This window comes from Hungatella sp. SB206, assembly GCF_051132295.1.
GTDB lineage: Bacteria > Bacillota > Clostridia > Lachnospirales > Lachnospiraceae > Hungatella > Hungatella effluvii.
In genome coordinates this window covers 3,329,953-3,344,709 of record NZ_CP096603.1, presented here as the reverse complement: position 1 = coordinate 3,344,709, position 14,757 = coordinate 3,329,953, and the positions used below count along the sequence as shown (strand labels likewise).

Genomic DNA, 14,757 nt, shown 5'->3' with positions numbered 1-14,757 from the left:
CCGGTATGACTCCGTACTGAAGTCCGAAGAGATCGCATTCAGGGATCGTTCCGTTTTTGTTGATATAATGACCTGTTTTATCATATACTGTTATGGTATTGTCCCCCCCCCGTAGTATCCCGGGCCATAGTTTGCTTTGATGATATAATTTTCACGAAAAACATATTCACGCGCCATGTAAGGACTGGCTTCCTTGGGAAGTGGTTGAATTTCACCGGTTTCCAGGTCATAGGTTCCGAAAACGTAATCCGCTGGCTCTAGAGGGCTGAAACCAACCTTCTCATAGCTTAAAGAACCAAAAAGGTCATTATTCCGTGCTTTAAATATGATATCGCCCTCCTTATTAATCACGTGCCTTACTTTATCCTGACCGAGAGGGACAGCCGACAGATAATCAGTGCCTCCTAATGGCTGCATATCCGTATATTCAAATTCACCCAGAAAATTGCCGGATGTATCATACAGATAAGTGGATATATAGGAATTGATTTTTGCTTTTACAAAGACATACTTATCAGAACAGCCCACGGAAATATTGCTTATCCCCGCTATCTCAGGCAGTTTATTAATTTCAAGTATAATATTTCCCTCTCCGTCTATAATGAAATATCCATTTTCCTTGGAGTAGGTAACGAGATAGTTTTCGCTGTAAACACCGTAATCGTCATAAATACCGCCGAATTGTTCGTTGTTATATTTTTGATACATAGTATCATAGATACCGCCAACGGAAAAGTTTGTGATATATCCTAGTTTCCTGATATAATTCCCACTATAGCGGCTTATTGTCTCAATAATATTATTATCCTTATCAATAAGCAACCAGTCCTGATTAGGGGTATCCTTCTTTTTTACCAATGCATATCCGTCTACGAATCCCCGGGTAGAGATGTTATTGAAACGCTGACCTACCTCAACATATTGAGGGTCGATCACCATAGTACCTTCCGTGTTAATAAATCCCCATAAACCTTTTACATTAACAGCGGCAAGGCCTTCTGAAAAGTTATAAGCATCAAAAAACTGAGGTTCAATACGATACTGATTCTTACCATTCCGGGGATTCCAATTGACTGAATCAATAAAACCATATTTACCCTGTCCGGAGCCGCCAGCCTGGACCGCAGCCATTCCGGATTCATTAAAACCGCGTGTGGAGACAAAAAGGTTAATGCAATTATTGATTGAGACAGTTGGTTCAGTCTCCGCTATATCCGATTCCACTGTTTCAGTAGAAACAGGTTCCGTAAATTGCTCTTCTGAACCTGCCATTTCCGTAATAACTTCTGCAGGCTCAGTTTCTCTCCCCTCAATAGTTTCGTTTCCTATGACAGCCATTGCCTGTGTTTCCTGTGATATACCAGCCGCGTTTTGACAGGCTGATAGTAAGCAGGCAGTTAAAGCAGTAACCAATATAAGAGACAGCTTTTTCATGAAATCCTCCCATGCTTGAATATTTTATTGTACAGCATGTAAGAATCATATATCACACATGTAATTGCTTCAATATGTGCCTGATAATTGTGCCTTACATTTTTTGCAATATTTTATAAAAGTGGTTGAGTTTCACAGTTATCTTTTTTATAATAAATAAAAACAGTCCTGGAGGTTTTATGTCAGAATTCAGTGAGTATTGTAAACATTGCATGAGAGCATGCGGTACGAATATTTATCAGATATCCAAAGCCTCCGGCCTGGATCGGACCACGCTTCAACGAATGGTTAACGGAACACGCCTGCCAGGGGAAGAATTTATTGAAATATTCAGTAGATATTTACGCCTTTCTCCATCTGAGAAGAAGCATCTAACTACCTTGTATCAGATAGAAAAGATAGGCCGACCTGTATATGAAAACCGCTTATATATAAAGTACCTTCTAACGCAACTCGATGCGATACAGCGTGAAATTGCGGAACCAGGAATTCTGAATACATTAGTGGCTGATAATACAGAAACATATGAAGGAACTATACCTCAAATGCTATCAAGTCCTACCCAGGTAAAGGCGGCACTATCTCATCTGGTAGGATATGAGTTTTCAAATGAGGAGAGACCGTCCTTTTTATGAATCTCGTATTTGAGGACTCCTATATTTATGAACTTCTAATCAGACAGAGCCATAATTGTAAAAAAGAGGTAGCAATTAATCATCTGTTGACATTGAACAAAAATACCTGTAATGAATCGGATAACTATAATTTAAAACTGGTAAAAAGTATATTGCCGTACGCCCTGTATTTTACAAACAGCTATAACGCCTATTACTGCTACAGTAGTAATCCTTCTGAATATAATTTAGCTACACTGTTTCCATTTTTTATAATCACGAAACACCACGTGCTAGTTATGGAACCAGAATACAAGAGGGGGATCTTATATCATGATCAAGCCGTTGTCATTGCCTATACATCTGGATTTAATCACTTAAAAACAAATTATGTACCATTTATTAGCCAGGACTATGCACGGCTGGAGAGCCTAAATCAATTTGTCCAACTCATGGCAACATCTGAACCGCTTACCTATGCGTTAGACAGCCAACCATGTATTACATCAATGATGAATCCAGAGGTTATTTCTAAATTAATCCATCACGGTATTCCTGACCGTGAAAATTTTGTTAAACTGATTAGCAAATGGTACGGATATGTACTGGATCCTTCAAACCGCAGTCCAAAGCCGCCTGTTTTTTATTTTCCATTGAAGGGTCTATGGTATTTTGCTGAAACAGGGAAATTATCAGGCCAGCTTGCGGCATTTACAGAGGAAATTGGGCCGAAGATGAGGATTCAGATGTTAAACCAAATTCTTAAAAATAATGAAGATGGAATTATGAAAACACTTATAATTGACCATGAGCAGATGACGCTCCCCTCTTTTTTTACGTTGGAGTCCCATAATCAAAATCACTTGATACTGACCTCCCTGGATCCAGAACATCCTCTTGCCATCATAGATTTTCAGGAGCCAAGTATCGGTGAGGCTTTTTATGATTTTTTAGATAGTCTGCAAAAAAGTAATGTGACATTTTCTCATGAGAGGTCATTAGAATTAATCAGAGAGGCCATCCGAAGCATCTAATTCTGAAGTCATTTTTTAATTGCCTCCCTGTGACCCAGCGGTTTTCGGGCCACGATGCCCCCACAGATTATGGAAGAATATCTGGCGGTTGTAACCAAAGCAATGATCGATGTATGAAGCTCAACCTACCCAATTTCACTTTGATATCGAGGCTATATATGATTATGCCTTGGAATTTCGCGGTCTGTTCTGTGCCCCAGGACTCGCTTGCTGTGTTACGTCTTATACCTTATCGCGGGGCTTTCACCTGCTGAACTTCAAGTTTTTGACGGATACACACTAAATAAGTGCAGGATGGCTAAAGGCATCTTTGAATTACACTTTCTCCATCTCAACCTTTCTCACTTTTTTACCGTCCACAGGACTACTGACTTCATGATACGCAAGATATAGCTCTCTTCTGCTTCAGGCTCCATCTTCTGTATTTCTCTTGCTAACCTGTTCATTAAAGATAAATTTATTTTATAGAGCCGATATTCTCTGAAAAAGACGGACTCAGGTGCCTTTAATTTGATTAAACATTGTTCCACTTGATCAGCACCTATGCAGCGTTGTGCTCTTGCAATACTCTCCGCCTCAGTCGGAAGAGGGATACGAACTGTTTTGAGATTAATTAGGGATATGTGCACACGCCACAGGCTCCGCTGTAATTCTACCAGAATAGCGTGTGGAAATATACTTCTGGCATGTAATAAAATTAAGAAACAGTTAAAGGTTAATAAGGAGGTCAAATTATACCAGTCTAACCTTTTCAGTACCCCATTTATTACTGGGATTTTCCGACCGATTATTTTTGTTCCTGAATATGATTTTTCAGCAAAAGAATGGGATCTAATTTTAACTCATGAGCTTATTCATTTAAAAAATAACGATATTCTTTTCAAAATGTTGCTTACGTTTATACAAAAGCTACATTGGTTTAACCCGATCATCTATTTTTACACAAAAAAGTTTTATGAGTTTTGCGAATGTACCTGCGATCGAAACGTGTCCGCTGTAATTAATAAAGAACAACGCGCTGTATATGCGCATCTGATTGTCAAATTGGCTCGCGATATTCCAGCCAGTACAATATCTGTTAATGCTTTTTCTGATAAAAATAACAAATTAATAAAAAGGAGGATATGTTGTATTATGAAAAAAACAAAAAAATCAACGCTGCGTTTATTATTACTCTTGCACTATTTACTATTCTATCACCAGTCGTTACCTATGGGGCTGTCACTGAAATAGTTAGTGCACAAAATCATCTTGTTGCTCAATTTGCATCTGCTGATCTAAATGAAATAAACAATAACGCTTCTAGCGTTCTAAAAGTACAAGGTGAAAGTAATAATACCTCTACAAACATAGGAACGTTAAGTGTAAGAGGCAGTAATCAAGTTGACTATATGGTACCCGGACAGGGATCCGTAAAGTTTAATTCAGTATCTTTGCAAAGCGGTTCCTCAATACGCGTACTAATTGGTGCCGATAATACCTCGGATAAGTTTGATGTAAGAGTTTTAGACAGTAATGGAAATGGTAGCAAGTTAATCTCTGATTCAGGATCGGTCAACGGCACAATTGATATAAACGCTGCCGGAAACTATACAATTAGTATTGTTGGTAAAAACAGCAGTAGTACTAAATTTCATGTAACAGGAACTATAATTATAAATTACTAAAAGACTCTATATCACCAATTTCCAAAACTTTTTGGTTATCACATTTCTCCTTAAAACGTAGCAAAACCCCGGTTCAAAATCCTCGAACCGGGGTATGTCATCCACACTTTGCCATTTTCAGCCTCATAAAACACAGCCGAAAAATTCCATGATTTAAGCCCATTTCCGTAGATATTTAAAATATTTACTTGTCTTATGCTTTATTAAATCATCTGCCAATTCCTCTAATTTTCCACTTTCCACCTCTTCCGGCGGCTCATCAAACACTTCCAGAATCTCCACTCCCGAATTATCCGCCCGAATGCACAATTTAGATGACAGAAACAGTATATCATCGCAAAACACACAGTTTGCATTTACTACATTTCCAGATTTTCCCCCAAGAAGTCTATCAATCACACGTACTCTGGCATACTTGATTTTTCTTATCTGTTTTGCCTGCGCCATTGTCAATTTTCCCTTGTATATCTGAACCAGAAGTTCCAAATTGCAGCATTTGACAACGTACCGAATGACAGAAGTATCATAAAAGGCTGTGATATTGCAAGCTGCTGATGTGTGGTGCATCTCTTTCGGTTTAATGTTCCAATTATGTACCAGCCAACGAAAAAAGCGGACTGGATAATAAAAACCATTTTGATGCAAATCCACCGACGTGATCCGCGTCAGTGGCTTGAGTCCACGTTCATATGCCCGTTTTGCATTTATGCTCATACTCCGCCCTATATATCCGTTCCCCCCAGACACTTTCTTCTCTATTGTATATTTTTTCAGCACCTCATAAGCATCTTCCATGGTAAGGCCCTGTAAAACAGAGGTTCCTTTACCAAGGTATAGATCGGCAAACTTCCCATGAAAAGTGATTCTGGCCGCTGGACGTTTATAGATTCTTGTATAGTCATAGAAAAGATTAATCAGTTTTGCTTTTGTAATTTCCGAATTTTTCAAATAACCTCCTGCCTTCATCTTATTTCAATGGAAGAATAAATCTATATAGCTGCTTACAATGCGGCCTGTATTGATTTCTTTAAATCCAACGTGTCTGCATGCACACCATACTTTGTCCTATACCTGTTAATCTGTTTATAATATCCATGGTCATGACTAATAATAAAAATACAGCCTCTATTTTCCTGATTTATCAGATTACCCAGAATCCCTTTAATACGGTTGTCCACCGCCTCTTTCCCTGGCTTAACCACAACTACTCCAACATTTTGCCGGACATATCCTTTTTGTATCAGTTTGCTCCGCAGGGCTTCATCGGAAACCAGAATCAGGATTTTGTCTTCGGGATCTATCCGATTCATTCCATTCAAGGCTTGATAAACAAAACTGTCACCGTCTATAAGAAACAGTCTTTTATATTTCTTCATCTATTTTACAATATCCTTCCAATTCAGAATATTTCATTTATCAGCAGTTTTTACTTACTACAAGTCAACTTTCATTACCAACTTATCGAAATCTGACTCATATAATTGATCTTGTATCACCCTGTATTTTTCAAATTCACTTTCTGCAAAGGCTTTTGCTATTTCATGCGTAACTTTCCCCTTATCCATCAAAATGTCCTCATCATTCATTTTAAGAAAAACTTCCAGCTTAGTTGCCCAATCCTCCATCGTCATAGGAATGCGCTTTTTAGCCTGCCTTTCCGCATAATCCAGATACATTGATACAAACATACAAACTGATTCAAATCCTGTAGTTCACTCTGAGACAAATAATTCTATAACCTCCGCTGCAGTATGACCATGAATCGCATAGTGCAGCCTGTTCTGCACGGTCTTAAAGAACTCCTTTGTAGTAACTGCATCTTTTGAATAATCGACTGCGGTCGCGTAAATATCGGTTATCTTTTGATAAAACTTTCGCTCACTGGCACGGATTTCCCGAATCTCATCCAGTAAATGTTCAAAATATTCCTCGTCAAATATTTGTCCATTTTCCAATCTTTTCTTATCAAGAACATATCCCTGTATCGTGTATGTTCTTAATACCTTCGTCGCCCATTGGCGAAACTGGGTTGCTCTTAATGAATTAATTCTATATCCAACTGAAATTACAGCATCCAGATTATAAAATTTTGTTTTGTATTGTTTTCCATCAGAGGCAGTTGCCGAGGATTCCTCGATAACTGTCTCTGGTACTAGTTCCCCATCCTTAAATATATTTTTTAAATGCAGTGAAATATTATCAATACTACATTCAAATAACTGTGCCATAGATTTTTGCGTCAACCAAACATTCTCATCATGTACTCTAACTTGAATTGAATCTGTTGAATTCTGTTTTGTAAATACAAGGAAATCTATTGTACTATTCCTAATTTAAAAATCCTTGTCCGCCATAGGAACCTCCTTTTTCATATCATTTCCATACCACTTGTATCCCTGCCTAATTATTCTATCATGTCGAACAAATGTTTGCAATATAAAAGACACCCATTTTCAGAGCGCCTTTTAAACTTTTTACTATACGGTATTTTTTAATTGTCCTAATTAACGCAATTCGGTACTATTCGACATCTATATCTCTGGTGATTGGATGTTTTAGATGTTTTGAGTGCGTAAAGAAATCTCTGTAAAAGCAGATCTTCTATGATAATGGCAGGGCTGAAAGCTTCTCTATGAGCGTTCAGCCCTTGGTTTATATATATCGCACAATACTGCGCGTATGTCAAGAACAGGCGGATTTTCGCCTGGCCTAAACGCTTCCAGATTCCAATTACAGGGCTTTTAATAGGGCTGTATCGCTTGGTAACACGCTCATTGGCTATTCACCTGTTTGGTTTTATAGCCATTGCGATAGTCATCGCAACCGGAACGTTCTGACTTGCGATAGCCAAGGTGCTCGTCCATCTCGAATTTCATCATCTCTTTGATGGTACCGCCCAGTAGATCTTTGAGAGCATCCTGAATGTCCTGGGCCGATTCAATCTCATACTATATCTTATCTATATGCTCGGCAATGGAGGATTCAACACATTATCACAATTAAGCTCGTGGCTGGCATCACATTCTCAGTAATAACGTCCTCTTTCTTCCAATTGTACAAGTGCGTTAAGAAGCTGTTCCTGAAGCTCTGATTTTGAAAGGCTTTTCACATACTTCTTCAAATCTGCACAGTGCTGTTGTGCTCTCTTTTCTTCCTCTGCTTCATACTTCTCTACTTCTTTCATAAAATTTTCAGCAGTTTCAGGTTCTGCAGTAAATAGAAGTGCTACCATATGCTTACAAATCACACGCATTCCATATGCGAAAGGGCAATTGCAAACAGACTTCCTCGGATGCTGCCTATCAATATGAACGGTATAAGGTTCCGCACGATTTCCAGATACCATGCCACTGTAAGAATCTGGTCCAGTCTTTTCCCAGGAGACCACCTTCTTCTCATTATAATAATCCATTCCGCGCCATATAGAATTACCACTGGCAATTTCAATTAGTCCCATATATACTCTCCGTTTCCAGACCAATTTGTATCGTATTTAAATGAACTGTAAAATCGCACATTATTAGTCGTATCAACTTTTGATGAGTGGATGATAATGATGGCGGGAAAGCGCACTTCTCCCCAAGCGGAAACGGTATATTTATCTTTACACGTCACTTTAATCCGCTTGATGTTCTAATTCTATTAAATATTTATCATAGTCTGACATAAATAATCGATCCTGAACAATACGATATTTTTCAAACTCAGTCTCTGCGTGAAGCTTAGCCTGTTCCGCACTGACTTTTCCCGGTCCCATTAGCAGTTCGTTCCCGTTAAACTCCAAAAAACCATCAAGTCGCTTTGCCCAGTCCTCCATACTCATCGGTATTCTTCGTTCCGCCTGTAACTCTGCATAGTCGAGATACAGTGAAACGATTCTCTGTAAATAAGACATTTCCTGTTCGCTCAGATAGTTTTTCGCCACAGTAACATCTGCCTTAACAATTTTCCCATCCGGCGCTGATTCCCACGTTGTCAGGCCCATATGTTCTTTTTCGGCATTTGCACGCTCTACAATCAATTCCGCTGCTGTATGCCGATGTACAGCCCAGTGCATCTTATTCTGTACCATTTTGAAAAACTGCCGGGTAGTCTTGGCATCTTTGTCGTAATCAAACGCTGTGGCATAGAGATCTGTAACCTTCTGATAAAATTTTCGCTCGGACAGGCGTATCTCACGAATATTTTCAAGCTGACGTTCAAAGTATTCATCGGTGAACATATGCCCTTTTTTCAGGCGCTCTTTGTCCATCGTCCATCCTTGAATTGTATAATCCTTGACAATCTGACCAGCCCATTTGCGGAATCTTACGGCACGGTCGTTGTTCACTTTAAAGCCAACGGCAATGATTGCCTGTAAGTTATAATGCTTCGTACTGTAGGATTTACCATCCGAGGCAGTTATTAAGTATTTCTTAATAACTGATTCTTCTATCAGCTCATTATCTCCAAATATCCTTTTAAGGTGCTGATTGATTGCCGATACAGAAACATCATATAAGGTTGCCATCATTTTCTGCGTCAGCCAGATATTCTCGTCCTCATAGCGCATCTCAAAACTATCTGAGCTACTACCTGTAGATGCTACATATGTTAAATACTCTGCGGCTGAACTGTGGATTGTAATCTCTTTCTTCTTGTTTGTCATAATTTCTTTTCCTCAATCTTTATTTCCTCAAAAAATTATAGGTTTAAATATTCCCTAGTCCATTAAATATCCTTATATCGTATTACATCCAAATTAACATATTCAATCTCACGATTCACGAACCAGACACCTTCTTTTTCAACTACTCGAAATTCTTAAGCAGTTACCTTCCGCTCTAATTTCCAGTTATTAAAAATTCTGCAAATATATACTCCTACAAATCCCAACCAGCCCATTAAATCTGTTTATTGTTTCACTATTTTACACTTTTCTTCAACCGTACAATACTTTCCGTATTTGTTGAGTGGATAATAATGATGGCGGAAATATATAGTTGCCCCTTGGCGGATTTCCAATAATAACTGCCCGCTCAAATACGCAGCAAGCCACTGCATAACCTACTAAATATTTACTTTCTATTTCCTCTTTCTTTTCTTATTCTCTTTTTCGCATTCTCACCAACGTCCTTAATAGTTTCCATATATGCCTGTTCCACTGGTGAGAGTGTATTTTTTTGGTATTTTCTATACTCTTCCTTTGCTTTTTTCACTGCCTGATCATGACTCACTTTTCCATATCCCGCAAGCAGCTTTCTATTACCTGATAATAAAATAGCATCCAACTGGTCAACATAATCTTTCATGTACATTGGCTTATGCTCGATTGCATTAATTTCGGCCAAATCAAAATAACCAGAAACAAGATTATTCAGAACTTTTAATTCTTCCTCATTCAGATAATTTTTTGCAATACTAATATCCTTTAATGCCGGAAGTTCTCCCGAAAATGTAGTAAGTCCCATAAACGGCTTTTCTGAATCTGCCCGTTCGTATATCACTTCTGCCGCTGTATGACCATGAGCCGCGAAATGCAGCTTGTTTTGCACTATCTTAAAGAACTCTATTGAATCTTCACTACGAGGATCGTAATCTACACTTGTGGCATATAAATCAAGTACTTGTCGGTACAATACCTTTTCGGATGAGCGTATATCTCTAATGCGTTCAAGCAATTCACGCCAGTAATTGCCACCGCCATTACCTTTTAGCCTTTCATCATCCATGGTAAAGCCTTTAATCATGTATTCCTTTAAGCGCTCTGTCGCCCAACGCCGAAATCTCGTGGCAATCGATGATTTTACTCTATATCCAAGAGATATAATCATGTCAAGATTATAAAACGGTATATTCCTTGCAACCTCTCTACTCCCCTCTTGGCGAACCTGTCGGAAATTCCGACAGGTTGACTGCTCATCCAGTTCACCCTCTTCGTAAATATGTTTTATGTGCTCAACCACATTAGTTCTGGAGGTTTGGTACAAGTCTGCCATTTGCTGTTGACTCAACCAGACGGTTTCATCCTCAAATTTTACTTCTATGTGTGTTAGACCATCTTCTGTTTGATAAATAATAAATTCACTTTGATTCTCCATTCAATCACCTGCCTTTTATCATTTAATATTGTCTACTTCTTGACCAGCATATATCATCACTTGCAGATTATAATGATGATTCATTTCAAAATTCAACTATCGAAAACCTTAAGTTCGAACTATCCGGGATTTCCGAATAATTCGCTTTTATGTCAATTAAACGCTGGTGTAAACTTTTCAATTTACTCACAGATTATATTTATCATCAAACCGTTATACTTTTTATGATATTATTTAATGCTTCGAATCTCAACTTTCTACTTCCCAAGTCTGTTGAAGCTCTTATCCCAGATGAGTAGTTACGTATATTCATATCTTTTTCATCACTTGCTATATCCTCTTTAATTGCTTTTTGAAGATTAGTGACTTTATTACTAAAATCTATTAATACAGTGTTTAACTTTTCCCTTATATCCGAAGAAAATGGCACTTTATTATTATATTGAGCCATTACTAAAAAAAGCGTATAAAAATCTGTCATATTACGCCACCTGGTTTTTTTTATATTAGGTAATACTTGTAATATTTCTCCTATCACGCTATCAAAAACATGCTTTACCTCATCACCTTCACTAAACTCTTCTTCATACAATTTATAGTAATAATCTAATTTTGCCTTTTTATTTTGATGACCATTTAAAAATGCTATAGCTAATTCACTTATAAATTCTGAATCTAACATTCGACGTATTTTTTGTGGAGTGAATAACCCTATATCTTCCCAATATGTTCTATCAGCAATCTCATTTATCATTATAATAAACTCACCAGAGTAGGTGGCCTGTCTAAGTTCTTGTTGATTTAGCCTTTCGTTATTTTTGTTAATTCGTTTAAATATATTTCGTATAGTTTCTTCATCTATATCCGGTAATAATCTTATAACAAATTTGTATTCAAAGAACTTCTTTTTATCATTTGGGGATAACTCATCAAATGTTAGATTCCCCCACTCTTCGCTTGTTTCCGAAGGAACAAGCGAAAACTCATTGTTAATAAAATCTAATACTGCCCGCAATCTTTGCTGTCCATCTACAACTACAAATTGGCTTTCTCCCTTGTCATTCACTTTTTCTTGAAGATATATCTCAGGTATTGGATAACTTCTTAAAACTGAATCTATTAAATAACTTTTTTGGTTAACCGTCCAAACGGGATTTCGTTGGAACGTTGGCTTAATAATTAAACCATCTACTTCCTTACTCCTTTGATTAAACCATGCAATGTTTTGCTGGGTACTTCCCAAATAATCCTTCATTATGCATCTCCTCCTAAAATTATACTTTGGCATTCTTTTATGCTATTAATTTGATAGTCCCGAAATGATTTATTATCTTTATAAATTCTAAAGTTTATTTCTCTACTGTCTATAGGTGGGAAATTCCTTAATTCAGTAATGATAGCATTCCATTGCTTTCCGAAAGATAAAAGTGGCAATATTTTATCAGTAGCTATAGTTCCCCAATAAATCAATCTATTTTTATGCTCTTCTAAAGCATTTTTCATATTATTATCTAGTTTATAATACTTCTGGTTGCGAAGTTCATGCCAAGCTATATCAAAATAATAATTTGATATTATTCCTACATCAATGTCCGAAGTTTTTCTAAACTTTCTAAAATTTTTCCTGGGGTTCAAACTATATCCCACACATGCTGAACCAGTAATTATAATATCCCTAGCATCTACCTGAATACCCGATGCTAATTTATGTTTCCAATCATAGTATTTCATACTATCACCTTCAAAAATATTGGGAATCCCCTCCATTATCCACTTGGAAACGAATACATCTGGCGGTATTCTAATTATATCATTTTTAATTTCTTCTAAAATTTCGTCTATATTTTTAGCTTTATCCATTGTCAATTTTTCCAAACTTCTCTAAATTTTCTTTAAAGTGACTTTTCAAAATCATCATTATATTATGGTATATATTTTCTACATCTGGTTTCAATCACTAGATTTTCTTATTTTGCAGCACCTCTCTCATTCCGGCACAATTCGACACATACTTCGCAGTTTGTTGTGGGGATAATAATGATGGCAGAAAGGTATGTTTTCCCCTTGGCGTAAACACTATTACACCCGTTTCTGTCCATGGCCTCTATAGACATTTTTCAAGCCACCTATAACAATACTAAGATTATACTACAAATTCCAAAATTTTGATATGCTAATACATTCACGAATAATATTAAGAAATGCCTAAAAAGAAATGTTATCGTTGGTAAAAAAACTGCCAACAATAAAGCCCTCGAGTTTTAGTCTCTCAAGAGCTTTATTCTTAACACTGTATTTTTCACTCCAAATATTGAATAGCAAGCGCAATTAAAGACAGGCAACGGTTAAAAAAATAATCGTAATAGCGGATGTCTGTAATATCTGTTCGATCCGTTTCATGATGACGAATTCGGAAGCTATTTCCAATATCTGTAAGTGCCTTAAATTCCGTATCAAATAGCTTTACAAAATCTTCTTGTCCGCCCGCCATGTCATTAATAATTCTCTCCACTGATTTCTTCTTATCCAAACCAGTATAATATGTTTTCAAGCGTTCCAATACACCCCAAATTTTTTCAACCGCATCCTTATGAGATTGTGAACTTGGCTGCATATGTTTCTCTACTGCTATATCAAACAATTCTCTTAAACCAGGTTCTTTTATTTGTTCAGTCATTGATATGAGTTCTGAAGTCAACACCTCATGATCTGGCAATTGCTCAATAAGCCCTCTATCGATAAGGCGAAAAGATACATTGTCTTTCTGCAACGATGCATTAATTTCTTCTTGAAATCCACATTTTTCACCTTCAGATAATTCATCATACTGAAATTCTATTACATCAAAAATAAACGGTGTAAAATAATTTGCAAATATTTCTTCCTCAGAAGATAAAGAGAACATTGCGCTTTTTAAATCAATGACAGGAGTATCCATAAATTCATTTAGTCTGTTAATTGCAACATCTAATGCATCTGTTTTTTCTGTCCAATTATGATATCGGTTGGGTTGATACTGTATAGGCTCTCTGAAATTCTGCATAATTCTACAGATATGCTTTTTAGCCCTATAATCAATATTATTGCTAATATTATCAACTGCTTCTCCATGGCCATAATCAATAAGGTCTTTATATCGCTCTGAAAATAAATTATCTGGTAATAACGGTTTATCCGGCACGCTATATTCTCTAGCTTTATAAATATCACGACCAGAAATATGATGTGCCGGATATAATTCATAGCCATCTACTCGAAGCAACTCATTAAATTTATCTAAATACTGTTTCCAAGGCGATTTTTCTCTCCGTACCGCCGGATGAACCATCTCACATATAAATCGCAGTAAAGGTTCATCTCCATCTTTTTGTTGCAGCTTGAATCGCTCATCTTGAAAAAACCAGCATTCCTCTTCATAATCGTCCCATCTAAGATGGCAACTAATATCATCAAGAGCATTTTTATAACGACTATCATGAGATGGTAATTCCTTTAGATTGTATACTCTTGAAAGGAAATCAATTTCATCAAGACGTCCATAGTACGGCATTTTTATAGTACGCTCTGTAACATACTCGTCAGACTTATCATCATATTCTTCTTCATCGAGTATTACTGTAAACCCCTCTCTGATAATATCTATAATATCTTGTCTTGTTACCTCAGATATTTTATTCATATTTTTAGTCATTCCTTTCGCTTCGCTCAGGCACGAACAAGTCATGAAAAGTCTTGTCCCCCTCCTCTTTTAGTTTTAAAATGTTATTATGGAATAGCAATACACTACAGAGCATGGGAGGAGGAGTGGCGAAGTTTATTCGGCCCCGTATATTTATATGTGCCGTCATCCTTACAAGCACAAACAAGTGGGACTTTGAACCCGGACTCTTATCACGGGTAATAAACCATGTTTATTTAGTCGTAAGAT

At 37.1% G+C, this 14,757-nt stretch carries 13 protein-coding genes and 2 pseudogenes; 4 read left to right on the top strand and 11 right to left on the bottom strand.

Annotated elements, in window-relative coordinates:
- Positions 1-90: 90 nt before the first annotated feature.
- Positions 91-1,434, bottom strand: coding sequence for a WG repeat-containing protein (locus tag M1L66_RS14630; protein ID WP_434693707.1), 1,344 nt, complete (start codon positions 1,432-1,434; stop codon positions 91-93).
- Between the two features lie 179 nt (positions 1,435-1,613).
- Here M1L66_RS14630 and M1L66_RS14625 point away from each other — a divergent pair, with 179 nt between their 5' ends.
- The 4 genes from M1L66_RS14625 (at position 1,614) to M1L66_RS14610 (ending at position 4,749) form a co-directional block, all read left to right on the top strand.
- Positions 1,614-2,069, top strand: a complete 456-nt coding sequence (locus tag M1L66_RS14625) for a helix-turn-helix domain-containing protein (protein ID WP_434693704.1) — start codon at positions 1,614-1,616, stop codon at positions 2,067-2,069.
- Positions 2,066-3,082 carry a hypothetical protein gene (locus M1L66_RS14620; protein ID WP_434693702.1) on the top strand — a complete coding sequence of 339 codons (1,017 nt, stop codon included), beginning with the start codon at positions 2,066-2,068 and terminating at the stop codon, positions 3,080-3,082. The genes M1L66_RS14625 and M1L66_RS14620 overlap by 4 nt, the downstream gene beginning before the upstream one ends.
- Positions 3,083-3,625: 543 nt before the next feature.
- Entirely contained in the window at positions 3,626-4,315 is a 690-nt protein-coding gene (locus tag M1L66_RS14615) for a M56 family metallopeptidase (RefSeq protein WP_434693699.1), read from the top strand.
- Positions 4,207-4,749, top strand: coding sequence for a hypothetical protein (locus M1L66_RS14610; protein WP_187021387.1), 543 nt, complete (start codon positions 4,207-4,209; stop codon positions 4,747-4,749). Before M1L66_RS14615 ends, M1L66_RS14610 begins: the two co-directional genes overlap by 109 nt.
- A gap of 153 nt (positions 4,750-4,902) precedes the next feature.
- Here M1L66_RS14610 and M1L66_RS14605 read toward each other — a convergent pair whose 3' ends face one another.
- The 10 genes and pseudogenes from M1L66_RS14605 to M1L66_RS14560 all read right to left on the bottom strand — a co-directional run bounded on the left by M1L66_RS14605 (position 4,903) and on the right by M1L66_RS14560 (position 14,508).
- Positions 4,903-5,697, bottom strand: a complete 795-nt coding sequence (locus M1L66_RS14605; protein ID WP_187020720.1) for a hypothetical protein — start codon at positions 5,695-5,697, stop codon at positions 4,903-4,905.
- 53 nt (positions 5,698-5,750) lie between these two features.
- The gene (locus M1L66_RS14600) at positions 5,751-6,125 is read right to left on the bottom strand and encodes a hypothetical protein (protein WP_187020722.1); all 375 of its coding nucleotides are present in this window, start codon (positions 6,123-6,125) and stop codon (positions 5,751-5,753) included.
- 57 nt (positions 6,126-6,182) lie between these two features.
- Positions 6,183-6,977 (bottom strand): annotated as a pseudogene (gene rhuM, locus M1L66_RS14595) (RhuM family protein).
- Between the two features lie 549 nt (positions 6,978-7,526).
- Positions 7,527-7,697 (bottom strand): annotated as a pseudogene (locus M1L66_RS14590) (transposase); the annotation flags it as partial.
- A gap of 77 nt (positions 7,698-7,774) precedes the next feature.
- Positions 7,775-8,206 carry an SWIM zinc finger family protein gene (locus M1L66_RS14585; protein ID WP_434693697.1) on the bottom strand — a complete coding sequence of 144 codons (432 nt, stop codon included), beginning with the start codon at positions 8,204-8,206 and terminating at the stop codon, positions 7,775-7,777.
- Between the two features lie 159 nt (positions 8,207-8,365).
- Positions 8,366-9,397 (bottom strand): virulence RhuM family protein, encoded by a 1,032-nt coding sequence (locus tag M1L66_RS14580; protein ID WP_195626105.1) that lies wholly within the window; start codon positions 9,395-9,397, stop codon positions 8,366-8,368.
- Positions 9,398-9,806: 409 nt separating this feature from the next.
- Positions 9,807-10,829, bottom strand: a complete 1,023-nt coding sequence (locus tag M1L66_RS14575) for a virulence RhuM family protein (RefSeq protein WP_195626104.1) — start codon at positions 10,827-10,829, stop codon at positions 9,807-9,809.
- A gap of 205 nt (positions 10,830-11,034) precedes the next feature.
- The gene (locus M1L66_RS14570) at positions 11,035-12,084 is read right to left on the bottom strand and encodes a DUF262 domain-containing protein (RefSeq protein WP_195626103.1); all 1,050 of its coding nucleotides are present in this window, start codon (positions 12,082-12,084) and stop codon (positions 11,035-11,037) included.
- Positions 12,084-12,689, bottom strand: coding sequence for a hypothetical protein (locus M1L66_RS14565; protein WP_195626102.1), 606 nt, complete (start codon positions 12,687-12,689; stop codon positions 12,084-12,086). The genes M1L66_RS14570 and M1L66_RS14565 overlap by 1 nt, the downstream gene beginning before the upstream one ends.
- Positions 12,690-13,128: 439 nt before the next feature.
- Positions 13,129-14,508 carry a hypothetical protein gene (locus M1L66_RS14560; protein ID WP_147335890.1) on the bottom strand — a complete coding sequence of 460 codons (1,380 nt, stop codon included), beginning with the start codon at positions 14,506-14,508 and terminating at the stop codon, positions 13,129-13,131.
- Between the last annotated feature and the right edge of the window lie 249 nt (positions 14,509-14,757).